This window comes from Paenibacillus sp. BT-177, from assembly GCF_025846815.2.
Lineage (GTDB): Bacteria > Bacillota > Bacilli > Paenibacillales > Paenibacillaceae > Paenibacillus > Paenibacillus polymyxa_C.
Genome location: NZ_JAOYTP010000001.1, coordinates 1,252,940 through 1,279,660, shown reverse-complemented (window position 1 = coordinate 1,279,660; position 26,721 = coordinate 1,252,940). Strand labels below are relative to the sequence as shown.

22 protein-coding genes are annotated in these 26,721 nt (G+C 45.5%); 18 read left to right on the top strand and 4 right to left on the bottom strand.

Annotated elements, in window-relative coordinates; all coding sequences use genetic code 11:
* Positions 1 to 456 precede the first annotated feature (456 nt).
* On the top strand, positions 457 to 1,716 hold the full coding sequence (locus OIU26_RS05830) for a WXG100 family type VII secretion target (protein ID WP_264216216.1): 1,260 nt from the start codon (positions 457 to 459) through the stop codon (positions 1,714 to 1,716).
* Positions 1,717 to 2,046 carry a hypothetical protein gene (locus tag OIU26_RS05825; protein ID WP_264216215.1) on the top strand — a complete coding sequence of 110 codons (330 nt, stop codon included), beginning with the start codon at positions 1,717 to 1,719 and terminating at the stop codon, positions 2,044 to 2,046.
* 251 nt (positions 2,047 to 2,297) lie between these two features.
* Here the strand turns inward: OIU26_RS05825 and mnmA are convergent, their stop codons facing one another.
* Entirely contained in the window at positions 2,298 to 3,419 is a 1,122-nt protein-coding gene (gene mnmA, locus OIU26_RS05820) for a tRNA 2-thiouridine(34) synthase MnmA (RefSeq protein WP_264216214.1), read from the bottom strand.
* A gap of 304 nt (positions 3,420 to 3,723) precedes the next feature.
* Between mnmA and cymR the strand changes: the two genes are divergently transcribed.
* The 4 genes from cymR (at position 3,724) to OIU26_RS05800 (ending at position 6,186) form a co-directional block, all read left to right on the top strand.
* Complete coding sequence (cymR, locus tag OIU26_RS05815) at positions 3,724 to 4,143, top strand: cysteine metabolism transcriptional regulator CymR (protein ID WP_013372613.1); 420 nt, start codon at positions 3,724 to 3,726, stop codon at positions 4,141 to 4,143.
* A 10-nt stretch (positions 4,144 to 4,153) separates the two neighbouring features.
* The gene (locus OIU26_RS05810; protein WP_264216213.1) at positions 4,154 to 5,305 is read left to right on the top strand and encodes a cysteine desulfurase family protein; all 1,152 of its coding nucleotides are present in this window, start codon (positions 4,154 to 4,156) and stop codon (positions 5,303 to 5,305) included.
* A 136-nt stretch (positions 5,306 to 5,441) separates the two neighbouring features.
* On the top strand, positions 5,442 to 5,963 hold the full coding sequence (locus tag OIU26_RS05805; protein WP_013372611.1) for a PRC-barrel domain-containing protein: 522 nt from the start codon (positions 5,442 to 5,444) through the stop codon (positions 5,961 to 5,963).
* 10 nt (positions 5,964 to 5,973) lie between these two features.
* Entirely contained in the window at positions 5,974 to 6,186 is a 213-nt protein-coding gene (locus OIU26_RS05800) for a hypothetical protein (RefSeq protein ID WP_013311529.1), read from the top strand.
* A 178-nt stretch (positions 6,187 to 6,364) separates the two neighbouring features.
* Here the strand turns inward: OIU26_RS05800 and OIU26_RS05795 are convergent, their stop codons facing one another.
* Entirely contained in the window at positions 6,365 to 8,338 is a 1,974-nt protein-coding gene (locus OIU26_RS05795; RefSeq protein ID WP_264216212.1) for a methyl-accepting chemotaxis protein, read from the bottom strand.
* Between the two features lie 212 nt (positions 8,339 to 8,550).
* Between OIU26_RS05795 and OIU26_RS05790 the strand changes: the two genes are divergently transcribed.
* From OIU26_RS05790 to OIU26_RS05740, 11 genes are all read left to right on the top strand, one after another.
* Positions 8,551 to 9,618 (top strand): AI-2E family transporter, encoded by a 1,068-nt coding sequence (locus OIU26_RS05790; RefSeq protein ID WP_013372609.1) that lies wholly within the window; start codon positions 8,551 to 8,553, stop codon positions 9,616 to 9,618.
* 349 nt (positions 9,619 to 9,967) lie between these two features.
* Positions 9,968 to 12,601 carry an alanine--tRNA ligase gene (gene alaS / locus OIU26_RS05785; protein ID WP_264216211.1) on the top strand — a complete coding sequence of 878 codons (2,634 nt, stop codon included), beginning with the start codon at positions 9,968 to 9,970 and terminating at the stop codon, positions 12,599 to 12,601.
* Between the two features lie 136 nt (positions 12,602 to 12,737).
* Positions 12,738 to 12,998: an IreB family regulatory phosphoprotein gene (locus tag OIU26_RS05780; protein ID WP_007431624.1), complete on the top strand. Its 261-nt coding sequence runs from the start codon at positions 12,738 to 12,740 to the stop codon at positions 12,996 to 12,998.
* Positions 12,999 to 13,007: 9 nt separating this feature from the next.
* Positions 13,008 to 13,424, top strand: a complete 417-nt coding sequence (gene ruvX / locus OIU26_RS05775) for a Holliday junction resolvase RuvX (RefSeq protein WP_016819084.1) — start codon at positions 13,008 to 13,010, stop codon at positions 13,422 to 13,424.
* A 13-nt stretch (positions 13,425 to 13,437) separates the two neighbouring features.
* A complete protein-coding gene (locus OIU26_RS05770; protein ID WP_264216210.1) occupies positions 13,438 to 13,752 on the top strand; it encodes a DUF1292 domain-containing protein in 315 nt (104 codons plus the stop codon).
* Positions 13,749 to 14,054 carry a DUF1292 domain-containing protein gene (locus OIU26_RS05765; protein ID WP_264216209.1) on the top strand — a complete coding sequence of 102 codons (306 nt, stop codon included), beginning with the start codon at positions 13,749 to 13,751 and terminating at the stop codon, positions 14,052 to 14,054. The genes OIU26_RS05770 and OIU26_RS05765 overlap by 4 nt, the downstream gene beginning before the upstream one ends.
* A gap of 94 nt (positions 14,055 to 14,148) precedes the next feature.
* Positions 14,149 to 15,177, top strand: coding sequence for an endolytic transglycosylase MltG (gene mltG / locus OIU26_RS05760; RefSeq protein WP_264216272.1), 1,029 nt, complete (start codon positions 14,149 to 14,151; stop codon positions 15,175 to 15,177).
* 11 nt (positions 15,178 to 15,188) lie between these two features.
* Positions 15,189 to 16,118, top strand: coding sequence for a peptidase U32 family protein (locus tag OIU26_RS05755; protein ID WP_064961890.1), 930 nt, complete (start codon positions 15,189 to 15,191; stop codon positions 16,116 to 16,118).
* 32 nt (positions 16,119 to 16,150) lie between these two features.
* Positions 16,151 to 17,482 carry a peptidase U32 family protein gene (locus OIU26_RS05750; protein WP_013372602.1) on the top strand — a complete coding sequence of 444 codons (1,332 nt, stop codon included), beginning with the start codon at positions 16,151 to 16,153 and terminating at the stop codon, positions 17,480 to 17,482.
* A 224-nt stretch (positions 17,483 to 17,706) separates the two neighbouring features.
* Positions 17,707 to 19,956 (top strand): methyl-accepting chemotaxis protein, encoded by a 2,250-nt coding sequence (locus OIU26_RS05745; RefSeq protein ID WP_436449021.1) that lies wholly within the window; start codon positions 17,707 to 17,709, stop codon positions 19,954 to 19,956.
* Positions 19,957 to 20,197: 241 nt separating this feature from the next.
* On the top strand, positions 20,198 to 21,973 hold the full coding sequence (locus tag OIU26_RS05740) for a penicillin-binding transpeptidase domain-containing protein (RefSeq protein ID WP_264216207.1): 1,776 nt from the start codon (positions 20,198 to 20,200) through the stop codon (positions 21,971 to 21,973).
* Here OIU26_RS05740 and OIU26_RS05735 read toward each other — a convergent pair.
* Entirely contained in the window at positions 21,961 to 23,115 is a 1,155-nt protein-coding gene (locus OIU26_RS05735; RefSeq protein WP_064961887.1) for an AI-2E family transporter, read from the bottom strand. The genes OIU26_RS05740 and OIU26_RS05735 overlap by 13 nt on opposite strands.
* Positions 23,116 to 23,293: 178 nt before the next feature.
* On the opposite strand from OIU26_RS05735, the gene OIU26_RS05730 reads away from it, so the two are divergent.
* Positions 23,294 to 24,742: a polysaccharide deacetylase family protein gene (locus OIU26_RS05730; RefSeq protein ID WP_264216206.1), complete on the top strand. Its 1,449-nt coding sequence runs from the start codon at positions 23,294 to 23,296 to the stop codon at positions 24,740 to 24,742.
* A gap of 83 nt (positions 24,743 to 24,825) precedes the next feature.
* On the opposite strand, the gene ilvD is transcribed toward OIU26_RS05730, so the two are convergent.
* The gene (gene ilvD / locus OIU26_RS05725; RefSeq protein WP_016324645.1) at positions 24,826 to 26,514 is read right to left on the bottom strand and encodes a dihydroxy-acid dehydratase; all 1,689 of its coding nucleotides are present in this window, start codon (positions 26,512 to 26,514) and stop codon (positions 24,826 to 24,828) included.
* Between the last annotated feature and the right edge of the window lie 207 nt (positions 26,515 to 26,721).

Here is a 26,721-nt window from a genome sequence, read left to right as displayed (position 1 = left end):
AATGACTACATCTTTTTTGATATTTGTGAAATATCCCCCCCCAGTTATATACATCTTTAATTGTACATACTTTCGATATTTTTTAACCACCATCTAACCGTAACAAAAAAGTAAATGTTTGTATTTTATAAATAAAAAACAGTTGCCCTGATAAGAGGCAAAGTCAAATGATTTTACTTTTGGCAAAACTCAAGAGGATATTGCAAATGATTTCTCAGCAGCTACACAACTATAAAAAATTCCTGAGTTGCAGGATATGGTTGTGGAACGAAATAATGCTGCATTGATCCATGCAACTTAAAACAAGGGGGTTAATACTTTTGACATAGTAACCTGTTTATTTCAGTCCATTGGTCACATAATATAAAAAGGAAATATCAGGATAATAGATGGATGTCCCTAAACATCTCCTTCTGATAAGATTATTTCCATCTAAATTAAAGTGGGCGTGGTAAAATGGGGAGAATATTAGTTCGACCTGACAAACTGATGGAAGTTGCTGATCAGTTCTTACACGGAAAGCATGAAATGGAACGTATGCTGAACTTTTTGAGTGGACGGATTGATTTTGTCCAACAAGGCTGGTCTGGAGCTACCCAGGAGAGATTTTTTCAAGAATTTCAGGTTTCTCGACAATCCATGAATGTAACGATTGAACGACTATCGACAGTAGCACAAGAACTTATTTTTATTTCAAAAAACTTTACACAGGTGGACGGGGAGAAAGTCGTATTAGATGTGCCGTGGCTTGGTACCCCTGTTAAAACGGCATCCACAGGTGAAGGTTGGTTACATAAAATCTTTGAACAGATTGGACAAGCTGAGATCACCAAGGCTGAAGCTCAATTGGAAGCTAGCAAACTTCAAGGAGAAATCCTTTGGGATACTGCACAGGGAGCAAAAGGAGCTATTCAGGGAAATTTGACATTGGGGATGCTGCCAGATAAAGAACGGAATTATGATCATCCCATGGCAGCTAAAGTAGGAGAAATTCTCGGGAATGTAGCTACAACATTGCAAGGGGCTGGTGAGGTAGTAGCTGGAATAGGTGGAGAAGGATTATCAGTTGCTGTTTCATCTACAGGCGTAGGGAGTATCGTTGGAGTACCCGGATTAATTGGATCGGCAGCTTTGGCGGCGCATGGAGCTACAACTGCGGTTAAAAGTGCAAATGGAGTAGGGGAAAAAACAGCAGAACTGTGGCAGATGGTAAAAGGGGAAGGTGGAGGTAAAAATTCAAGGCCTTCAAGTTCCATCGTACATCATGAAGTGACAAGTCAATCGCCTTCTACGATTAAAAATCCAAAAGAAGTGGAGATTGTCAACAAAAAAGGTGAATCTATAGGAGAATTCGATGAAATTGATTTGAAAAAGAAAATATTCTACGAAGATAAATCTGCAAAAGGATTGGATAAAGTAAATCCTAAGACAGGTTTACCTGCTCAAACGCCCCAAGAATTTACGGATAAACAATTATTAAAAAAGACTCGAAACCGAATCAATGAACTAGAAAATAATGCATTTACTACAAGAGCAACAAAAAATAGTTCATCTGATATTCCCCATCTCGATAGTATTAAAGATATTCGAGAATTTGTATTTAGATTAGATGGTGATACACCTGAATTGAGAAAAGCTGCCGAGAACAGCCTAAATCAGCTTAAAAAGGAGTTTCCAGATTATAAATTTAGTGTTCAGTTTGGAGGAGGAAAATAAATGTCAGTTAGCGTTATGATACTCGAACCACAAAATGAGTTTGAAAAAAGTTTTTTTCTTCCCGTTGCGTCAGAATCATTTTTTAATGAATGTTGGCAACCAGCTATCGAATCTTTAGGATTACAATGGTTAGATTTGTTTTCAACAGGAGTTGATGTTGAGGAGGAAGACTTACCAAATATTTTGTCTGAGCTTCGACAACTTCAGAATTGGGCAGAAAGAAATTTAGAGGAGGATTACAAAAATAAACTCGTTGAACGAGTAATAACACTCATAGAAAAATTGCCTAGCGCGTTTCAGCGTAAGGAAGCAGTTGTTTTTATAGGGTAGTGATAATTTAGATTAAAGGGTGTACACAAATTGGATACACCCTTTCTTCGGTGCAATTTTAAAATGTACGAATCTAGCTATTCATTCCATTATTGTAAAGTTTGCCCAGCATGACAGACATCATAAAGAGCAGATTATGAATTCTTTACAACTTATAAACTAAAAACATCTTTTATAAAAAAGTCGCCCTCCATAAATCTGGAGAGACGACTTTTTTATTTCCTGCTATATCAATGCAAAATGGTCATTATTTAAACTGTTTCAGGCTGAAGTTTTTCAACCTTATCAATGGTTCCGCCGCCCAGACAACGTTCCCCGTCATAAAATACAACAGCTTGTCCAGGGGTAATGGCCTTTTGATGTACATCGAATACGACATGCACGGTTCCATCCGTAAGCCATTGTAAAGTTACTTGCTGATCAGGCTGGCGGTAGCGGAACTTGGCTGTGCAGCGGAATTCGCCGGATGGACGTGCATCTGCGCCTTCAATCCAGTTTACATCCGTGGCAATCAGGCTGGTAGAATACAGGCTGTGGTGACGATCACCTTGTACCACATACAGGATATTCTTCTCCAAATCTTTATCTGCTACGAACCATGGTTCGCCTGAACCTGAGCCGCCAATGCCCAAGCCTTGTCTTTGGCCCAGTGTATAGTACATCAGACCATCGTGACGTCCTTTGACTTCACCCGTAGCGATATCCACCATATCTCCACCTTTTGCAGGCAGATACCCACTCAGAAACTCCTTGAAATTGCGTTCGCCGATAAAACATACACCTGTGCTGTCTTTTTTCTTGGCTGTATAAAGTCCCGCAGCTTCTGCAATTTTGCGTACTTCTGGTTTCGGCAGATGGCCGATCGGGAACATGGTGCGCGACAACTGTGCTTGGCTTAATGCATTCAGGAAATAAGTCTGATCCTTGTTGCTGTCCACACCTCGCAGCAAAGTAAAGCGGCCGTCTTCCTCCACAACCCGTGCATAATGTCCAGTAGCAACATAATCTGCTCCCAAATCCAGCGCTTTGTTCAGAAACTCGCCGAATTTAATTTCACGGTTGCACATGACATCCGGATTGGGTGTGCGTCCAGCTTTATATTCATCAAGAAAATAGGAGAATACTTTATTAAAGTATTCTTTTTCAAAATTGACTGTATAGTAAGGAATGTCGATCTGTTCACAGACGCGGCGCACATCCTCCGCATCCTCTTCAGCCGTACAACGGCCAAATTCATCCGTGTCATCCCAATTTTTCATGAAGATGCCGATTACGTCATAGCCCTGCTCCTTTAGCAGCAGCGCGGTAACGGATGAGTCGACGCCACCGGACATGCCGACGACGACACGGGTTTCATGATTGGCTTTAGCCATGGTCATCACCCAATTCTTTCAATATTGTTGTAGAACCCACCTATTGTAACATAAACGATAATAAGTTACGATGTTTGGACGAACAAATGACACGGCGAACGATGCAAGAAAGCTACATAAAACGGGCTAAATCTGTTCCTAATCGCTCGAAAGCAACTTTTTTTAAGATTGTTACCGTAATGTTTCCCTTTACCTGCCCTAATATGTTAACATAAGCTGAGGGTTAGGATCGGAATAGAGAGGTTTACAACTCCAATTATTCCGCGTGTTTAACGGAATTGTTACTATAAGAGAGGTGCCACAATTGAAAATATCAACGAAAGGCCGTTACGGTCTGACCATTATGATGGAGCTTGCAGCCAGGTTTGGCGAAGGTCCAACTTCTTTGAAAAGTATTGCCGAAAAAAATCAGCTATCAGAGCATTATCTGGAACAGCTCATTGCGCCTTTGCGTAATGCAGGTTTGGTAAAAAGTATCCGTGGTGCTTACGGCGGTTATATTTTGGCGAATGAACCGTCAGGCGTAACAGCAGGAGACATCATTCGTGTGCTGGAAGGTCCGATTTCTCCGGTCGATTTTACGGAAGAAGACGATCCGGCTAAACGCCAGCTCTGGCTGCGAATTCGTGACAGCATTGCTGAAGTGCTGGATTCTACAACACTTAAGGACTTGATCACATACCAAGAACATGATGAATTGGATAATTACATGTTCTACATTTGAGGTGGATAACATGAACAGAATTTATCTGGATCATGCCGCATCGACTCCTATGCATCCTGAGGTTGCGCAGACTATGATGGACATCATGACCGGCCAATTCGGCAACGCTTCGAGCGTTCATGCCTTTGGCCGTGATGCCAAGCGCACCGTCAGCGCAGCGCGGGATGCCGTTGCGGCCTCTTTGGGCTGCAAGCCTGAAGAAATTATATTTACGAGCGGAGGGACAGAGAGTGATAATCTGGCCCTGTTTGGGACGGCTACGGCAGATGGTCGTACTTCCGGCCATATTATTACAACCGCGATTGAACATCACGCCGTGCTTCATGCTTGCGATGAGCTGGAAAAAGCGGGATACCAGGTTACCTATGTCCCGGTCAATGGTTTTGGGCGTGTGAATCCTGCGGATATTGAGGCAGCTATTCGCCCGGATACTTTTTTGATCAGCATGATGTATGCCAACAATGAGGTGGGCGTCATTCAGCCGGTTCAAGAAGTAGGACAGATTGCGAGAGAGAATGGGATTATATTCCATGTAGATGCAGTTCAAGCCTTCGGGCATATATCCATCGACTGCGGGAACCTCCCGATTGACTTACTTAGTGTGTCTGGCCATAAGATTAACGGACCGCAAGGGGTGGGTGCATTGTATATCCGTCAGGGTACACGCATTCAGCCGTTAATGCATGGGGGGCTTCAAGAGAAGAAACGGCGTGCCGGAACAGAAAATATCGCCGGCATTGCTGGGCTGGCTAAAGCCGCAACTCTTGCCAATGCTTCCATTGAGGAGCGAGGAGCACACGATATGGCTCTTCGCCAGACACTGCTGAAAGCGTTGGAAGGTTCTCTAGGTAGCCATGAGTTTGTAATTAATGGTGATCCTGAGTATTTTGTGCCTAATGTGCTAAATATTAGCTTTCCGGCCATTGGTACAGAGACCATGCTGATGAATCTCGATATGGAAGGAATCGCAGCGGCCAGTGGATCAGCCTGCACTTCGGGGTCTCTAGAGCTATCGCATGTATTGCAGGCGATGGATCTTCCTGAAGATGTTTTGAATTCAGCGATTCGGTTTAGCTTCGGTTTGGGTAATACTACGGAAGAAATGGAATACACGGCCAAGAAAATTGAAACCATATGGAAGCGGCTACGTACTAGGAACTAGGGATTTCTCCGCATTTTAGTAAGAAGGGAGGGGCGGTTTTCCATTTCATTGCATGAACGAAAAGCAAGGTCTGACAGGCATGTGGGAAAAGGACCGCACCTTCGTTCGGATTGCAGAATGAGGAGGGACCCGATATATGAAGCTTCAAGACATGATCGGACTTGCTGTTTTCGATGTCGAGGACGGGAAGCAGATTGGTAAAATACATGACTTTATGTTGACAGCTGATTGGCGAATTACAGGGATTGAGCTAGAAGGTAAAGGGCTTTTTTCATCTCATGTCAAAATGGTGGCTTGGGATGACATCGTTGCCTATGGTGAGGATGCGATCATGATTCGCAATCAGCAGGCCGTCCGTAAAACAGAGGCCCATGATATACAACATACGTACTTGCTTGGACCCGGTAAACTGAAGGATTTATCCGTGCTAACAGAGGAAGGGCTTATGCTCGGGCACATCTCGGATGTTTATTTTGACCAGGAAATGGGCAATAACATAATAGGCTTGGAAATCAGCGATGGTTTTGTATCGGATATTATAGAAGGGCGGAAATGGCTGCCCTGCACCGAAGATATGTCCATCGGGGAAAATGCTGTTATGGTTCCCCCGTTAAGCGAGCAGCGTCTGGAAAAAGCCATATATTCTGTTAATGGATAGGGTGAGTTTATTGAGATGTCCGAATTGTAATTCCAAAGATATCGGAAAAATTGGCTCCCATCAATTTTATTGCTGGGGATGCTTTATCGAACTTCAAGTGAATGGTGAAAAAATGTCTGTCTACCAAGTGGAAGAGGATGGAACGCTCAGTTCGCTGGACGACTTATTCTTTGGAGATGAGATGGCACAACAGGACTTGCCGCAAATTCACGCTTCTTCCTAAGCTTGATTCGGAAAGTGGACAGGCTGTTTACGAAGAGGTGTGATCTCCCACCTATTGCTTAAAATACAGCTTAGTGGGTTGGATCATGCTTAATAAAAAATGGAGAGGGTGTCCCGAAAGGCCTTTTGGCCTGGGGGCACCCTCTTTTGTATATCCTATTTTGCGAAGATGGCTAGTTCTACAATTTAAAGCGTTTGACCTCTTCCAATAGAAGATCTGCATGAGAATCAAGTTTGGCAGAAAGGTCGGCAATATTGTTCATAGCATGACCTTGTTCTTGTACTGAGGAAGCTACTTCCTCGGTAGATGCTGCACTTTGCTCAGAAACAGCAACAACGCTAGAGATGACATCTGAAATATGTCCGGCATTCACACGGAGATGATCTGCTGCAGCAGAAACGTCCTCAATTTGGGCAAGCATGTGCTGAGAAGCGCCACGTATGGATTCAAACGCCTGTCTCGTTGCAATGGCAGCATGCTCCTGTTCTACAGTTACAGCAAGAGCCTTCTTCATTTCCTCTGCGCTTTGTACTCCCGCAATTTTAATTTCCTCCAGCTTACTCATGATACTGTCACTGGAGTTGCCCGCTTGTTCGGCCAGCTTTCTGACTTCTCCCGCGACGACGGCAAAACCTCGTCCGTGTTCCCCGGCCCGTGCCGCTTCGATGGATGCATTGAGGGCTAGTAGGTTTGTTTGTGCGGCGATATCGTGGATGGCCCCAGCCAGCCGTCCAATATCCTGGGTTTTCAGCGTAAGTGAATCTACTGCTTCTCCTGCCGCAGTGGTCGTTTGTCTGGACTCGGCTGCGAGTTTCGCTTGACGCTCTGCTGTTTCATACCCGGCCAGCACGGCAGAATCTGTTTCGAATACAGCAGTTTGGGTCCGTTTGACACTTTCGCCAATCTGGTTGATGGATCCTGTCATATGTGTAAGCTTCTCAGAACCGGAATATACGGCCTCAGCTTGGTCGCTCGCTCCTTGAGCCAGCTCCTGTACTGCACTGGAGATTTGTGACGCAATGGTTCCTGTATCTTTGGCGTGTTGATGCATATCATGGGAAGCGGAACTGACATCGCTAGCTGTATCTGATACCTTGCGCAACAGATGAGAGAGATTGTCTGACATGAGATTAAAATCTGTCCCCAGACTGGCAATTTCATCTTTACCCTTAATATCCACACGAGCGGTCATATCGCCTTCAGCTATCCGTTTGACATTTGCTTGGAGTCTGCGAATCGGCTTGATAAAGTTGTTTGCCGCCCAGATCGCCAGCAGCATAGCAGCAACTAAAATGATAGCAACAGTAATAATTAACTGATTACGAGTGGAGTAATATTCCTGAAAAGCAATATCTTTAGAAATAGATAGGCCTACAATCCAGCCTGTGCTAGGCATCTTTTTAAAATAAAGCTGACGGTCACTGCCATTGTAGCTATAGTCTGTTTTTCCCGAAGCTGCGCTGAGCAGGGTCGCGGTCGATGATCCTAACTCGGGGGTTTCCTTGAGGTTTTTGCCAGCCAGCTTGTTATCTGGATGCGCGATTACGACTCCCTTTTGGTCAATCAGAAATGCGTAGCCCAATCCGTTCAGGTCTATGCTTTTGATCATTTTTGTCATGTCGTTGAGCATAATATCCTCGCTGACTACCCCGGTGATCGAGCCGTTGGCATCCTTGAGCGGTTTAGCGATGGAAATGGTGAAGTCATTGCTACCTGCATCAGTGTAGGGTGAGGAATAATACATTTCTCCCTTGGTTTTAGCATCCTTGTACCAAGGACGTGTGCGGGGGTCATAACCCTCTTCAAACCAGTCAGAGCCTCCCCAATAGATGCCGTCTTCAAAGCCTGCATAAATATTGGAAATATCTTGATCCTTATAGTTTCGGAAAGCTGCTTTTAGAGACGCTAATTTGGCATCTGATGAAATATCGCTGGATTGCAGACTCGCAGCTAATGTTTCAATAATTTCGGCTTTGCCGCCTGTCCATCCATCAAGCTGATTGACAGTTTCGGAAGCCTTGCTGTTCATAAGCTCTTGGATATCATGGTTGGCCTGATTTTTAACACTTGTCATGCTAATGACGGATAAAGGCCCAGCTGCAACGATTACAATGCAAGTGAAAAGAAGAATAAGCTTCATTTTTAAGTTCATGTAACGACCCCCCGATGTTTCAGAAATGTGAAAGCTTAGGACAGTGCTTTGTACTTATATCGTCAGATCGAATGACTTTGTTTATTGTTTTCATCCATTTTCATCAATTTTTCACAATGGTTATTTATGGAACACCTTAGACTGGCGGGAAGGATTAAACTAGAGGTACAGGCATATACTTAAAGGAGGCTAGTCCGGTAAGGGGGCACAAAATGGACCAATTAACGAAAAGTAGACTGTTCCGGTACGGCATATGGACGCTGCTGGGACTTGTCATTCTATATTTTATCTGGCTGCTGAGACCTTTGTTTTTGCATTTGTATGAATTTCTGAAAACAATCATTGCTCCGTTTGCGGTAGCGATGATCATCTCCTATGTACTTAATCCTGTAGTCAGTATGCTGGGCGGTCGAAAGGTGCCTCGTAGTGTAGCTGTACTGCTCATTTATGCTGTGTTTTTGGCCAGTCTTATTGTGATCCTGATGAATCTGATTCCAATGTTCATTGAACAACTGGATGAGCTGAATGAGCATCTGCCTGAGCTGACCATGCATGCACAGGGACTAATGACGAATATGGACAGCGGTATTTTACCCCAAGGGGTGCGAACGGGGATGAATCAATGGTTTTTCCAACTGGAGAATCGGATGGCTACTGGGATTTCTACCTTTATGGACAACATTGGTGGGATGATCAACATGCTGTTCAATGTGTTTATTGTCCCTTTTCTTATTTTTTATATTTTAAAGGATTTTGACGTGTTTGAACGGACGATTGTATCTTATCTCCCACGTTCTCGTCGTAAGGCGATTGTATCAGTACTTAAGGAAATTGATCAGGCGCTTGGCAACTATGTCAGGGGCCAATTGCTGGTGTGCGTCATTATTGGCGTGATGGCGTATATTGGATATATGCTGATTGGCATGCCTTATGCGCTGTTGCTGGCCGGAGTAGTGGCTCTTTTTAATATTGTTCCATATTTGGGCCCCTTTTTGGGCGCTGCACCGGCGGTAATTATGGCTTCTACCGTTTCCTTGAAAATGGTACTTTTAGTCGTAGTCGTTAATGCCTGTATTCAAGTGTTGGAAAGTAATGTAATCTCTCCTCAGGTGGTGGGACGAACGCTGCATCTGCATCCGCTAGCCATTATTTTCGCTCTGCTAGTCGGTGGGGAAATTGCGGGAATTGCTGGCTTGATCTTGGCAGTTCCTGTGATGGCGGTTTTGAAGGTAGGGCTTCAGCATTTTTTTGCATATTACGTGAAGCGAAAAACGATCTGATTTCGTCTATATCCCGGATGCATGCTGTCTGAAATCGCGTTGACACGGCTAAATGACACGGATATACTGAATTGAGTATGTTTAAATGTGTTTATCCAGTAGGGAAAGCTCATTTCGGAGTGCGGGCTGAACCCGCCGGGATGCTCCCGTTACCAGTGAAAACAAGGCGATCGATCGTCCGTTAGCAGATGTTGGTGTGCGCTTGCACATGTAGCATTTCGTACAGAAGGGACGGCGATAACCAGGGTGGTACCGCGATACAATCGTCCCTGATCCGTTCAGGGGCGTTTTTCTATATTTTATGGCCTGTGCCAGAAACCAGTGACACCATAATTAGGAGGCTACTTATATGAAAGCTAGTGAAATCCGCTCCAAATGGCTGGAGTTTTTTGAAAGCAAAGGACATGTGATTGAACCAAGCGCACCGCTTGTTCCGCATAAAGATCCTTCCCTGCTGTGGATTAATGCGGGTATGGCGCCGCTTAAGCCTTATTTTGACGGACGTATAAAACCAGAAAATCCGCGTATCGCCAATTCGCAAAAATGTATTCGGACGAACGACATTGAAAATGTTGGTAAAACACGCCGTCATCACACGTTTTTCGAAATGCTCGGCAACTTTTCCATTGGCGACTATTTTAAGGAAGAAGTCATCACATGGGCATGGGAGTTTCTGACAGACCCGAAATGGATCGGCTTTGATCCAGAGCGTCTGGCTGTAACGGTATATCCTGAGGATGAGGAAGCGTACAAGCTGTGGAACGAAAAAGTTGGACTTCCGGCTGAACGTATCATCAAACTGGAAGATAACTTCTGGGATATCGGTGAAGGACCTTGCGGACCTTGTACGGAAATTTTTTATGATCGTGGCGAAGCCTACGGCAGCGACATGACGGACCCTGAAATGTATCCGGGCGGAGAAAATGAGCGCTATCTGGAAGTGTGGAACCTCGTATTCTCGCAATTCAACCATAACAAAGATGGCAGCTACACGCCGCTTCCTAATAAAAATATTGATACAGGGGCTGGCTTGGAACGTTTTGCATCCATTTTACAAAATGTGGATTCCAACTTTGATACGGATATCTTCCAGCCACTAATCCAGAAAACGGCTGCGATGGCAGGCGTTAAATATAACGACAATGTGGACAGTGATGTGGCTCTCAAGGTCATTGCTGACCATGTTCGTACTGTTGCTTTCGCGATTGGTGACGGTGTACTTCCTTCCAATGAAGGACGGGGTTACGTCATTCGCCGTTTGCTTCGCCGGGCTGTTCGTTATGGAAAAATGCTGGGCATGAACCGTCCATTTATGTTTGAGCTGGTGGAAACCGTTGGGGATATCATGGGCGTATACTACCCTGAGGTCGTAGACAAGCGTGATTTCATCATCAAGGTGATTAAAACAGAAGAAGAGCGTTTCCATGAAACATTGACTGACGGATTAGCTATTTTGGCTGATATCAGTGCTCAGGCAAAGGCCGAAGGCCGCAACGTCATTAGCGGAGCAGATGCTTTCAAGCTGTATGATACGTACGGGTTCCCATTCGACCTCACAGAGGATTATGCGGACGAGCAGGGCTTGAAAGTAGACCGTGAAGGCTTTGATGAAGCGATGCAGGAACAGCGTCAACGTGCGCGCGATGCTCATCAAGATAATGCCAGCATGAAGATTCAGGGCGGAGCTTTGTCTGATCTGGCGGTTAAAAGTGATTTTGTTGGATATAATGACCTCGTAACTGAGTCCAAAATTGTGGCAATTGTATATGATGATATGCTGGTGGAGAGTGTTAGTGAAGGACAGTCCTGTCAGGTCGTGCTGGATGTGACTCCTTTCTATGCCGAAAGCGGCGGGCAAGTGAGTGACCATGGCTTACTGCGTGGCGGAACGGTAACCGCGAAGGTTGAAGGGCTGTTCAAGGCGCCGCAAGGTCAGCATGTGCATCAAGTCGTTGTAGAGGCTGGTGAGCTGAACGTAGGCGATACGGTAAAAGCTGAAGTAGATCAAGCTTCACGTGGAGAAATTGAGAAAAACCATACGGCTACGCATTTGCTTCACAAAGCGCTTAAAGAAGTGCTGGGTGACCATGTCAATCAGGCGGGTTCCTTGGTAGAACCTGGGCGTCTGCGTTTTGACTTCTCCCATTTCGGTAGCATTACCCCAGAAGAGCTGGCGGATATTGAACTGCGGGTTAACCGTGCCATCTGGAGCCAACTGAATGTGACGATTGAACTGAAACCGATTGACGAAGCCAAAGCTCTTGGAGCGATGGCACTGTTTGGTGAGAAATATGGTGATATCGTACGGGTCGTTAAGGTTGGCGATTACAGCATCGAACTGTGCGGAGGATGTCATGTCAGCAATACTTCGCAAATTGGTTTGTTCAAGCTTGTCAGCGAGAGCGGCATCGGGTCAGGTGTACGTCGTATTGAAGCAGTGACCGGACGTTTTGGTTTTGAGTATATGGAAGGTCAATTAGAGCTGTTGAAGGTGTCGGCTGGGCTTGTTAAATCCAAGCTGTCCGAGGTGCCAAAACGCATCGAATCTTTGCAGCAACAAATTAAAGACCTCAGTCGTGAAAATGAATCACTGCAAAGCAAGCTGAGCGCTATTGAGGCGGGTCAGCTGACTGATCAAGTCGTGCAAGCTGGCGGAGTGCAGTTGTTGGCTGCACGCGTGCAGGCCTCCAGCATGGATGCGCTGCGTGCGATTGCTGATGAGCTGAAAAGTAAGCTCCCTGCAGCTGTTCTGGCGCTAGGCGCTGCAATGGACAACAAAGTTAATTTTGTCGTTGTTGTCCCAGCTGAGCATACCAAGACAGGACTTCATGCAGGTAAGCTCGTGAAAGAAATTGCGGCCGTATGCGGCGGCGGCGGCGGCGGACGACCTGACATGGCGCAAGCCGGGGGTAAGGATGCAAGCAAGCTGGACGAAGCACTTCAACGTGCGCATGAATTGGTGTCAGCAGCCTCACAAGGATAAAGTTCGATAATTTTTGCGGATTTTTGGAAAAAAACGGACTTAGACATTTCCTTGAAGGGCTTTGCTTATGGTATGATATAAAAGAATAAGCTGGCATAAACATGTACACATGTTTTGTGGAAGCGAGGTGTCAACAATGGATTCCATGGACAAAACGGTCAAATTTAATGTCAAGGCGGATGAGAAGGAAGCTTCTGCTCAGGAGATTTTGTTGACCGTATATGATGCGTTGGTAGAAAAAGAATACAATCCGATCAATCAAATCGTCGGGTATTTGCTATCCGGTGATCCGGCTTATGTGCCGCGGCATAATAATGCTAGAAGCCTGGTGCGTAAAAAAGAACGCGATGAATTGATTGAAGAGCTGGTTCGTTTCTATCTCGCTAAGCATCGTTAGGAGACAGGCATGAAAGTAATGGGATTGGATTACGGGGATCGCCGAATTGGGGTCGCCGTAAGTGATGCCTTCGGCTGGACCGCCCAAGGATTGGAAGTCATAGAACGACGCGGTGACGACAGCGAGTTCGGTAAAATTGCAAATTTGGTTCGTGAACATGAAATTGGTGAGGTTGTTGTAGGCTTGCCGAAAAATATGAACGGAACCGTGGGTCCACGCGGTGAGATTTGCATTGAGTTTGCGAACCGGCTCAAGGAGTTACTGGGTTTACCCGTTCACCTTTGGGATGAACGGCTGACGACGCGTTCGGCAGAGCGTGCGCTTCTGGAGGCCGACGTCAGCCGCAAAAAACGCAAGCAGGTGGTAGATAAACTGGCCGCAAGCCTGATCTTGCAAAATTATTTGGACGCACACAGTACAAGGTGAGGGGGATTTCGTAATGGCTGAAAATCAATTGGGTATGGAAGAAGAGCCGGAAATTATTTATATTGCCGATGACGAGGGCAACGAGGAAGAGTTCGAGGTCATTATGAAGTTTGAGGTAGATGGTTCCGAAGCAAAGTACATGATGGTTGCGCCAGTGGACCCTGAAGCTGATGAGTCCGATGTGTACGCCTTCCGCTACGAAGAAGAAGGCGATGATATTAAATTGTTTGTGATCCAAGACGATGCCGAATGGGAAATCGTCGAAGAGACCTTTAATACATTTGTAGAGGAAGAAGAAGAGGAAGAAGAAGAGGAAGACGGGAAATGACGAGCTACTCACGTGAAGACCTGAGCTGGACCTCTGATTTGAAGGAAGCATTTGACGGCGATGTAGAGTTGCAGGATGAACAGGGTCATGCGATACGCATGGAGTTGGAAGCAGAGTTCAAGGTAGGCGAGCAACGGTACGCCGTATTGCGTAGACCTGGTGCTGCTGCTGGCGAACATGAATTATATCATGTAAGCTTATCCACAGACGGCGAAATCTCCATCACCACTATTGAAGATGATGATGAGTGGGAAGATATTTCTGAGCTGTACGACGAATGTACGTTGCCGGAAGAGCTGTAAGTCTGGATAACGAGCAGATCAAACCTGAAAGGGCGGACCAGTCCGCCCTTTTTGGCTGTGAAGGAGTTGGGTGGATGTGAAGCGAAGGACAAGGATGCTTACGTTGCTTCTCGTGCTTGTTTGTATAGCAGGAGGTGCAATCCTCTATATATGGAATGCCATGCAGCCTGTTCAGCCGAAAACACAACCCGTTGCTTTTACGGTGGTAAGGGGTACGGGAACATCGGCTATTGCAGATACGCTGGAGCAAAAGGGACTTATACGTAATGCGCTCGTGTTTAAGGCTTATGTAAAATTCAAACAGCAAGGAAACGCATTTCAGGCTGGAAAATATGAAGCGCAGCCTGGCGCAACCTTTGATCAGCTGATTGCCAAGCTATCGGCTGGGGACGTAGTCAAAGAGGAAATGATCCGTTTTACAATCCCGGAGGGTTTTACGATTAGACAGATGGCTGAGAAGCTGCAAAAGGAAGGACTGGCAGACCGGCAGCAATTTTTGCAGTTGGCCAACGATCCGTCCGCTTTTGACGTCGCGCTGGTGTGGGACATACCAAAGCAGGCGGGGCTTCGCTATGCGCTGGAAGGCTATCTTTTCCCGGAAACTTATGAACTGAAAAAGGGAAGCACAACCAAGGATATCATTCAGACGATGCTGGAGCAGACGGAAAAACGTCTGGATACCATTTCTGACCTGGATGCCGGGCTGCAGCAACGCAGTGAAACACTGCATCAGCTGCTGACAGTTGCCTCTCTGGTAGAGCGTGAGGTGGTTGTAGACGATGAACGGCCTATCGTAGCTGGCGTTATTTATAACCGTCTCCAACAGGATAAAAAGCTGGAAATTGATGCTACAGTTCAATATATGCTGGACAAGCAAAAGGAACGACTGTATTACAAGGATTTGGCAGTAGAAAGTCCTTATAATACGTATATGCATCAGGGACTTCCACCAGGACCGATTGCAAGTCCCAGTCTGAAATCAGTAGTGGCGGCTCTACAGCCGAAATCTACAGATTATTTATTTTATGTGACCAAAAAAGATGGAACACATAAACATTTGTTTGCCAAAACGTATAAAGATCATTTGCATAACATTCAGGTAAGTAACCGTAAGACAAATTAGGAGGTGAGCCTATGGCTTACAAACCCGAACTGCTGGCAACTGCCAGCTCTCCGGAGGATGCCCGCCATATGCTGGAGGCTGGAGCTACTGCATTGCTTATTGGAGATGACCGCTTTGGCATGCGACTGCCAGGACATTTTACACCGGACCAAATCCGTGAGGTTGTGGAAGAGGCACGGAAGCATGCGGCGCAGGTATATATATCTATGACGAATTTGATGACGAATGAGCTATTGCCACTTCTTCCCGAATATGTGCAGACACTAGCTGGATGCGGCGTAGACGCCATTGAGTTTAATGATCCAGCAGTGCTTATGGCAGTGAAGGAGTATGCACCTCATCTGAAACTCTTCTGGAACGGAGAGATGATTTCTACCAACTTCGCAACCGCCAACTACTGGGGTGAAAAAGGGGCGTCACGTGTCATCTTGGCTCGTGAGCTCAGTATGGATGAAATTACGGAAATGATTCCAAAGTTGAATATAGAAGCACAGGTTCAGGTACATGGAATGACCAATATTTATCACTCCAAGCGTAAGCTTGTTCAAAGCTATATGCTGCACCAAGGTCGCACGGTAGAAGGCGATCTCGGCAGAGGGCGTGGCTTGTTTCTGATTGAAGCAGAGCGGAAGGAAGAGAAGTTCCCCATTTACGAAGATATCAACGGGACACATATTATGAGTTCGGATGATTTTTGTATCATGGAGGACCTGCATATTCTGATGGAGGCGGGTGTGCACAGCTTTAAGATCGAGGGCTTGTTGAAACCCACCGCTTACAATGAGGCAGTTGTCCGTGCTTATCGTAAAGCAATAGACAGTTATACAGCCGACCCAGATGCTTATGTTTATGATGAAAGCTGGCTGGATGAGGTCCGCCGTCTTCAAGACCCTGAACGGGAACTCTCCTTCGGATTTTTCTACAAAGAGCAGGTTTATTAATTACAAAATGAATTTACAGAGGGGGGAACGTCATGGGAACGATCACCAAAACGAGAAAATATACAGGTAAACGGAATCGTCTGGATAAGCCAGAGCTGTTGGCTCCTGCCGGAAATCTAGAAAAGCTGAAGTTTGCCGTTCACTATGGCGCAGATGCTGTATATATTGGTGGACAAAAATACGGTCTGCGTTCTAACGCCGATAATTTTAGTTTTGAAGAAATGCGTGAAGGTGTGGAATTCGCCAACAAGTACGGTGCTAAGGTGCTTGTGGCGACTAATATCTATGCTCACAATGAAGATATTGCCGGAATTGAGGAATACTTGCGCAATCTGTATGAAGTAGGAATTCATGCCGTTATCGTCGCTGATCCGGCCATTGTATCCGTGGCATTGCGGGCAGTTCCCGGATTGGAAGTGCATTTGAGCACACAGCAGTCCACGCTGAATTGGCAAGCGGTAAAGTTCTGGAAAGACGAGGGACTGCCGCGTGTGGTACTTGGACGTGAAACCAGCTTGGAGGAAATCGAAGAAATTAAAAAGCATGTGGACATCGAAATCGAAGCTTTTGTCCATGGTGCGATGTGCTCTTCATTTTCCGGTCGCTGCGTGTTATCCAATCACTTTACAGACCGCGATTCTAATCGTGGAGGATGTTGTCAGTCTTGCCGCTGGAAATATGATTTGTTTGAGGATGCCCGTCCAGGTGAGGTTTGGATATCTGAGGAAGAGGCACAGGATAACAATGTACTAAAACAGTTCCAGCTTGGCGTTAACCAGCTTCCATTGTTTGAAGAGAGCGATAATGCTTTTTCTATGGGTTCCAAGGATCTGTGTATGATTGAAAATATTCCTGATCTGATTGATGTGGGTGTAGACAGCTTTAAAGTGGAGGGACGTATGAAGTCCATCCACTATGTGGCTACGGTCGTGAATGTCTACCGTCAAGCGATTGATTCTTATATGGCTGATCCGGAAAATTATGTACTCAAACCAGAATGGATTGAAGAAATTAACAAGGCAGCCAATCGTCCGTTAAATACAGGATTCTTCTATGATACACCGGATCATGAGGATCATATTTATGAGCCGGAAGAAAAAGCAGTCCCTTATGATTTTGCCGGACTAGTCATGGATTACGATGCCGCAAGTGGCATCGCAACGATTCAACAACGTAACCATTTTAAACCAGGGCATGAAATTGAATTTTTCGGGCCGAACGGAACGTTTTTCAAGCAAACGGTCGGAACGATCTGGGATGAGGAAGGCAACGAATTAGATGCTGCACGTCATCCGCTTCAACGAATCAAAATGAAGGTAGATCAGCCTGTATCGTATTTTGATATGATGCGTAAAAAGAAGTAAATAAGCCTTAAGTCACAGGTGAAAAGATTCAAAAGCCTCTCCTATCGGTTGGAGAGGCTTTTTTTTGAATAGTTTTCTAGGAAAAAAGTTTCACAAAATTTAGTTGGTACTCAAAGGAAAGCTACATTCCTTGTCGAATAGTTCCGATAGAGATTATATAGATAATAGATACATAAAGGATGACGTGGAACAAGAAACTAATTATATGGTGGTAGGTGAGAGGAATGGGTTTTCGGAAAAAAGAGAGAAATGCAGCAAAAAGGCAACCTAAGAAAACGGATCCAATGAAAGGCTTGAAAGGAAGTAAAGTAACAACGGATAAAGGGGAGGAGACGGTTGTGATGTCTTCGAAAGATACTCCCTGGGTAGCTAAGGCCTTACGTAAATGCACATACAATTTAAAGCGTTTACTTAAGCCTGAAAGATACAGTAAGGATTTTATGCATTTGGTCAAAAACTATAATCCGATCCGTTCGGTTGGAATGAAGTTGTTTCTGATCTTTTTTGCAGCCATTATGTTATTCGTGGTCAGCCTGGGGATGCTCTCGTACTACAAAGCTAAAAGTACGATTGAAAAAAATGCAGCTACAGCGTATCAGCAAACAGTTCAGCAAACTTCGGAAAAGCTTGATATTATTTTAGAGCGCTTTCAAGACACATCGACACAGGTATTTTTCGATACTGAATTAAGTGATCAGTTGCAAAAGGCTGTAAAGCAAGATAAAAATCCCTTTGCATCTTTTGTTGCTATGGGCGAAGTGAACAAGAAATTAACGAATATTGCTTTTACAAATAAAGCGATTGATTCATTGTACCTGTACCCGGAAGAAACCAGTTTAGCTGCAATGGGTACCGGAACACAAAAGGATGTACGGCAGGAAGCATGGTTTAAGGATATTTTGAAAAACAAGGGAATGGTTTGGCTACCTACACAGGTGAATGACAATGGCAGCAAGACCTTTCGTCTGGCACGCTCCATGAACAGCATGTCCGGGTTGGGAGGGACTTATGTTCTGGTTATGGATTTAAAGGCCAGTGCGGTGGAGGACGAGTTGAAAGGTGTTAATTTGGGCTCAGGCAGTATGATTAGCCTTGTGACAGACAAGGGTGAGTTTGTAGGCTCTAACAATGAGAGTTTGGCAGGAGGAAAGACAAAGCTGGATTACGTTTCCAAGCTTGAAGGGATCGAAGGGAATCAAATTATGGAGCAGGTAGCAGACGGAAAAGAGCAAAGTGTGCTTGCGGTTCATAATACACTGGGAACTTCCAAATGGATTCTCGTGGGTGTAGTGCCTGTATCTGAACTGGTGAGAGACGCCAGGGGAATACTTACCACAACCTGGGTATTTGCTGCGGTAGCGGCACTCATTGCATTGTTCATTGGTCTGTGGATGGTACGTCTTGTGGCTCGTCCATTGACACACCTAAAGGATTTAATGATTGAAGGCGCCAAAGGCAACTTGCAAATTCGAACGAAGTATAAGGCACAGGATGAGATTGGACAGTTGTCTGAAAGTTTTGATACGATGATGGAACAAATTACATTGCTGGTAGAACAGACGAATGCATCAGCACAGGAGGTACTGAATACAGCGACGGAACTGAGTGATGCCTCGAAAAAGACAGCCGTTTCAGCCAAAGAAATTGCAGCCGCAACGGAAGAGATTGCTCATGGTGCCACCAGTTTGGCAACAGAGGCGGAACGTGGTAGCGGGTTAACCGGGAATATATCCCAGCAGATGGATACGGTTATGACTTCTAATCATGAAATGAGTCTGGTCGCACAAGAAGTTGAACAGTCTAGTGAAAAAGGGACAGTTCAGCTGAAAAATTTATTGAGCAAAACTAAGGTTACGGAAGAAACTACGCATGCTCTAGTGGGCAAAGTAGATGAACTGAAGCAGACAACTTCCGATGTCTTTAAAGTGCTGGACGTATTACAGGATATTGCTAAACAAACGAACATTCTATCACTGAATGCGACGATTGAAGCAGCACGAGCGGGGACAGCTGGGCGTGGTTTTATGGTGGTTGCAAATGAGGTTCGTCAGTTGGCAGAGCAATCACGTCAAGCCATTCGTACGGCTACAGGTATTACGAATAATATCGTCAATGAGATGAATGAAACGGTACAGGCGTTATCTGAAGTGTATCCGCTGTTCCGGGAGCAGATGGGAGCCGTACAAGAAACGACGGACATTTTCCAATCGGTACAGCAGCAAATGGGAGAGTTCGCGCTTCGGTTGGGAACAGTCACCGCATCCATTCATCATCTGAGTGAATCGCAGACTACTTTGTCCGAGGCAATGACCAATGTAAGTGCGGTAGCAGAGCAATCCTCGGCTACTTCGCAGGAAGTCGCTTCTCTCAGTAATGAGCAGGCCAATATCGGTAATCAGCTGGTAGGCTTGTCTGATAAGTTGGAAGGAGTATCGGTGAATTTGAAAGAACAGCTTTCGAGGTTTACAGTGTAGGTGTTCTAAAATCAGGGGTATCAGGAGCACAAATTATGAATACAAACACAAAGTTGGCTTGGGCGGTTCTAGCCATTACTATTTTTATAACGGTCTATTATTCGTTAGACGAAATTTTAGGTTGGAGTCCATATTCCTCACTAGATATCCCATAAATTCGGTAACCCATTCGACATTACATGTTGAGTGGGTTTTCTTTTTCCATCACCGGACATACTACTGGAAAAATGATGAAAGGAGGATGAATGTGTCTAGGCGTCATAGCAGTTTCATTCGTCAACGTCGAATTGCATATATAGCCCTGGGGATCATGGTATTACTACTGATTTTATGTTTCCGACTGGCTTGGATTCAGGGGACAGCGGGTATTCATTTGTCACTTTATGGGGGGCATTCGCTTAAAGAAATGTCAGTACGTCAGCGACAAGAAGGAATCGCTATTGATACTGGGCGGGGACAGTTTACAGACCGACACGGGCAGCCCTTGACTGGAGGAGTCGTATGGACGCCAGTGCTTTTTCCCGATGTAGATGGCCAAGCTGCTTTGCATGGACAAGAACTGGCCAAGCTACTGCATACGAGTAAAGGACAACTGTTGACGCGATGGAAAGGACTGCAATCACCGCTCATATGGCGGGATGGACGCGGAAAGCTCGTACAAATCCATCCGAATGAAGCGGGGAGACTGCTGGAGTTAGCCCCTTCGCTCATAGAGCTTGTACCGTATGCGCAACGTTATAGGGATGTGCCCAATGGCAGACAATGGCTTGGTTTTCTGTATGAACGTGGTGAACGAGCAAGTGAACTGCCGATGGGGGCAGCTGGATTGGAAAGAACGCTCGAGCCGCTGCTAAGTGGCGTTGGTGAGACGTTCGTCTCTCGGCCTGTAGATGCGCAACGTCGTCCATTGACTCATGTCCCGCTTCGTGTCAGTGCTCCATCCAATAGTCACTATCCATTACAGGTGCAGACTACAATTGATCTCCCGTTGCAGGAACAGATTGAGAAGCTGACAGAATCTAATCATTTGGCAGAAGGTGCAGTGGTTGTGCTTGACGCAGGCAACGCGGATGTTATGGCGATGGTGTCTCGGCCTTTTTATAATCCCCTTCATATTGATCCGCAGCAAAAAACAGACTGGTCTAATCGTGCCCTCAAAGCGGTAACGCCTGGTTCTATTTTTAAGTTGGTTACGGCTGCGGCTGCACTTGAATCAGGTGTGGTTCAACCACAGGAGCAATTTCATTGTCATGGAGCCTATGGCAAGTACGGATTGTCTTGCTGGAAAGAAAAAGGACACGGAACCCTGAACCTGGAGGAGGGGCTTGCCGTATCCTGTAATAGTGTATTCGCTCATCTCGGCGAACGGCTTAACGCTGAGCAAATTCAGGCCGCAGCCTCTGCACTGGGATTGAGTCGAACCGTGGGCTGGCAGGACCGGAATCTTGTAGGCCTGCCTCAATTCAGACCGCTAGATCACGAAGAAAAGGGAACCGTATTCGGCTCCCTTACGAATGCATCTGATCCAGGCGTACGTGTGCAGACAGCTATCGGCCAGCGTGATGTGCTGGTGACGCCTCTCCAAGCAGCCAACCTCATCGTCACCTTGCTGCACGATGGTCAAGTACATGCACCGCGTATCGTAAAACGCATCAGCTACGCAGACGGAAGCACCTTGCTGGAGCTACCTGCTCACGCTGCTCCTTTACCCCAAGGCAGCCGCTCGATTCGCACATCCACGGCTCATACGCTGCGTGAAGCAATGGAACAGGTTGTGGCACACGGTACAGGTGCCTCCTTGCGCAATAAAACCTGGAAGCTGGCTGGTAAATCGGGTACGGCCCAAGCTTTAAAAAACGGTCACCCAATAAATCACCAGTGGTTTATTGGTTACGGTCCGATAGAGCGGCCACGTTATGCGGTTGCCGTCCTAGTGCAAAATGCTTCAGCGCATGCTGCAAATCAGGCCACAGTACTGTTCGGTCAAGTCATGGATCTGCTAGCTCAATCCTCCTGAGTTCCGCGAGTAGCTTCACGCTCTTCCTCCTGAATTTTGACGATAAACGGAGGCTCGTCAAATTCCTCAGTCGGAAACCGAATCCATTGCTGCAAATAACCTTGCTGCCACAATTCCTTGAGCAAAATGATCAGAATGGGGGATAGGATTAATCCGGCCAATCCGAAGATAGATAACGATATAATGGCAAAGGAAAGCATTAGATAGGCAGATGAGACGCCGATGGAATTACCAGTAATTTTGGGCTCCGCCAACTGGCGCACAATCACGGTGACAGCCATAACAATAAGCAAGCCTACAGCCAAGCCGGTATTCCCCGTGATGAACAAATACACTGCCCACGGAATAAAGATAACAGGCACACCCAACAACGGCAGAATATCAAACAAAGCTGCTACGAGCGCCAACGATAGGGCATTATCTACTTGCAAAATGAGTAAACCTATAAAGACGAGCACAAAGGTAATTCCTACCAGTAGAGCTTGAGCCTTGAGAAAGGCGGAAATGGCTTTAAGTACATGATTTTTTAGAAAAAGGTACGCCGTTTTTAGTGTCTTCGGTGTTTTACTGCGGGCAATTCCTTTCCAGAGATTAATTTCCATACTCAAAAAGAACGCTAAAATGATTGCAACCGCAAAGTTGCCCATAAAAACGGTAAAAGAGCTGAGAAATTGAATGAAAAAGGATAACCCTAGCTGTGCCCATTTCGTAGCAATGGTGGTAGCAGTCGCAAAATAATCATTTACACGTTCGGTAACACCCGAAGGCAAGGCAGCAATTTTATCTTGAGATAGATGAAGAATCCGCGTGAATTCCGTTTGGATAATCTGGGTATAATGTGGGAGGTTTTGCGCGACTTTTGTAAATTGAGTAACCAGGATCAGGCCCAATCCGAAAAAAATAGCCAGTAATAAGATGATAAACAGCAATACGGAGAGTGCGGAGGCAAAGGGTTTTTTCATGCCTTTGCGATGAAAATAACGGGCAGCAGGTTCAATGCACCAAAACACAACGAATGAAAGGAACACAGGTGCTGCTAGCTGATACAGCTTGCTGGATACGAACATAATTAAATACACGGTTAATACGATCAGACCGATATCAAAAACAGTACGCCAATATTTTTTGTACAATGGAAGCATATGTATACAACGACTCCTTTAAGATTTTTATTTATTGTACACTAAATTGAATCTCAATGCTGACCAGTAGCAATGGCAAAATCTCGGCATGCTTACATCATTGTGATAACATATAAGTAAGTGAGTTTTCTTCAGGAGGCCTGCTTGGAAGTTCAGAATAGAAAAGTGGGGATAAAACGTGCAGACTTTGCTGTTATGGATGTTTTACATTTCAACTTTTTATGCTTTTATTCCGGCGCTGGTGAGTCGTATATTTGGTTTCCGGGTGTTTAGGCGTGGCAAAAGTGACCAAGAATATGCGCTAACCTTTGATGATGGTCCTGATCCAGTCTATACACCACAGTTGCTCGATTTACTCAAGCGTTTTGATGCCAAGGCTACTTTTTTTGTTGTAGGGTTGAATGCCGAAAAACACCCTGAGCTTCTGAAGCGCATGCATGATGAAGGTCATCTGATTGGTATCCACAATTATGTGCACAAATCGAATTGGCTCATGCGGCCTGTTACGGTTAGAAGACAAATTACCCAGACAGAGTCAGTCATTCGTCGAGTAACTGGCGAAGGAACGACCTTTTATCGTCCACCTTGGGGGATTGTGAACTTTTTTGATATTTCCAAAAACAATGGTCGTCGAATCGTATTATGGTCCTCCATGTTTGGTGACTGGAAGGCCAGCATTGGAGCGAAACAACTAGCGGAAAGAATGCTCAAAAAGCTGAGGGGTGGCGAGGTGATGCTGCTCCATGACTGTGGTACGACATTGGGGGCTGACGCAGAAGCGCCACAGAACATGCTCATTGCACTAGAGAAGCTATTGAGGGTCGCCCAGAAACAGCAATTACGCAGCGTCCGCGTGGACACATTGTTTTGCCGTCAGTCTGGCAATCAATCCACTGTCTCTAGCTTGTCCAGTACAGATTGGATTAAAAGAACGATGGTATTCGGATGGCTACAATACGAGCGACTTTTTCATGCCTTGTTCCGTCTTCGTCCTGTCAGCAAGGATAATACGATCTTTTATTATCGTCGTCGTATCTATCATGGACCAAATATAAACATGGAGAACGGTAGGTGGCTGGAAAAGGGGGACCCTATAATTGAGCTTCATTTTGACAATAAAATGTTGTTTCAATTGGGAGCGACGGCAAAGTCCTTGGTACATCTAGCGATTCAATTGATTCGGGTTGTGAAAAGACAACTGCCTGATCTTACCCAACGGGTTGTACATGATTCTGGTATGAAGGGTGTAAAGGCGATCTATGCAGTAAGTATGATTCATCGAGGGCCTGAAAAATTAGGCTTTCAAATTCAGGAGCTTCCCCAAGGATTGTTTAAGCATGTGGCTACTGTATATTTAAAGCTGTTATTTCGTGTCATCCATCCTTCGGGTTCAGAACAATTGAGTGAAAAAAAAGAGGTCATGGTACCAAAACTAATCGTGATGCCCATTGATACCTTGTTTGATCGTTTCCAACCGGGAGATTCGCACCGGTCAGACCAGGTTTTTGAACCAACTGATCAAAGGGATGTGGTTCATACACTCAACAGTGAAATGACCGAAGAAGGGGAGCCTATGCATACTTCGATCAGGGCTTCACAAACAGCGGATACAGGATCAAGCAGTTGACCTAATAAAAAAAGCCTCTCGATCCTTTGTAGGAGTCGAGAGGTTTTTAGTGTTTCATACAATAATCTATCTTGGCAAAGCACTTAGATTTTCATAATTCCGCCGTTACTTGCGTTCGTCACCAGCTTGGAATAACGCGCCAGGTAGCCTGTCTTCACTTTCGGCTCGAAGCCTTTCCAGTTGGCACGACGACGGTCGAATTCTTCGTCCGTAATGTGAAGCTCAATCTTACGATTGTTCAGGTCCAGCTCAATGATATCGCCGTCCTCAACAAAAGCGATAGGTCCGCCTTCTGCTGCTTCAGGGGAAATATGACCGATGGAGATACCACGGGAAGCACCTGAGAATCGTCCGTCTGTAATCAGACCAACCTTGGCACCAAGCCCCATGCCCACGATTTGTGAAGTTGGAGCGAGCATTTCAGGCATACCAGGTCCGCCCTTAGGACCTTCATAACGAATAACAACAACATGTCCTTCGGCGATTTTACCGTTAGCAATGCCAGCCAGCGCATCTTCTTGTGAATCAAAGCAGATGGCAGGACCTTTGTGATAACCGCCAACAGAAGGATCAACCGCACCAACTTTAATAATGGAACCTTGTGGTGCCAAATTGCCGAATAATACAGCTAGACCGCCGCGCTCGGAATAAGGGTTGTCCAATTTGTGGATGACGTTAGTGTCCAGAATTTCCTGACCCTCTACATTTTCACGAATGGTTTTTCCGGTTACAGTAATGCAGTCACCATGCAATGCGCCCGGTTTCTTCAATAGTTCATTCAGCACTGCGCTTACGCCGCCTGCATTATGAACATCCTCAATGTGATAGTCGGAGGCAGGTGCCAATTTGGACAAATGAGGTACACGGTTTGCGACTTCATTGATGCGTTCAATAGGGTAGTCAACTTCAGCTTCATGGGCAAGTGCCAATGTATGCAATACTGTATTCGTAGAACCGCCCATTGCCATATCCAGTGCAAATGCATTATCAATAGCTTCTTTAGTCACGATATCACGTGGTTTCAGATCGAGCTTAATCAATTCCATCAATTGGCGTGCAGATTGTTTAACGAATTCTTTGCGCTCTTCTGCTACAGCGAGGATGGTGCCGTTACCTGGCATAGCCAGTCCCATCGCTTCTGCGAGACAGTTCATGGAATTCGCTGTGAACATTCCTGAACAGGAGCCGCATGTTGGACAGCCGTATTGTTCTAGCTCAAGCAAGCTTTGATCATCGATTTTGCCCGCTTGGAATGCACCTACGCCTTCAAAGACGGAAGTCAGGGAAATAGAGCGTCCGTTTTTGTCTTTACCAGCTTTCATAGGACCGCCGCTGACGAAAATAGTCGGAATGTTAACACGCAATGCCCCCATCATCATACCAGGGGTAATTTTATCGCAGTTAGGAATACATACCATGCCATCAAACCAGTGAGCGGAAACGACAGTTTCCAGAGAATCTGCGATAATTTCGCGACTTGGCAAAGAATAACGCATACCGATGTGTCCCATGGCAATGCCATCATCTACACCAATAGTGTTAAATTCGAAAGGTACACCGCCTGCTTCACGAATGGCCTGCTTGACAATTTTGCCAAATTCCTGCAAATGGACGTGGCCCGGTACGATGTCAATATACGAGTTGCATACCGCAATAAACGGTTTGTCAAAATCTTCTTCCTTGACACCCGCTGCGCGCAGCAAGCTGCGGTGAGGAGCGCGGTCAAAGCCTTTTTTAATCATATCGGAACGCATTTTCGTCTTAGCTGTCATGATGCTGGTTTCCCCCCAAAGTATAAAAATGGTATGGCGTTCAATGAACGCCGTAATAGCGCAGATGTTTTCTAAAGAGTCTATCATAGTTGTGCGCATTTTTCTACATATATGAGGATTTTGAAAAAGTATTGAAGTGTTCTGTAAGCAACAATATATAGATATGAACAGTTTTATTTATCTATATATTGCATCTGCGAGGATTTA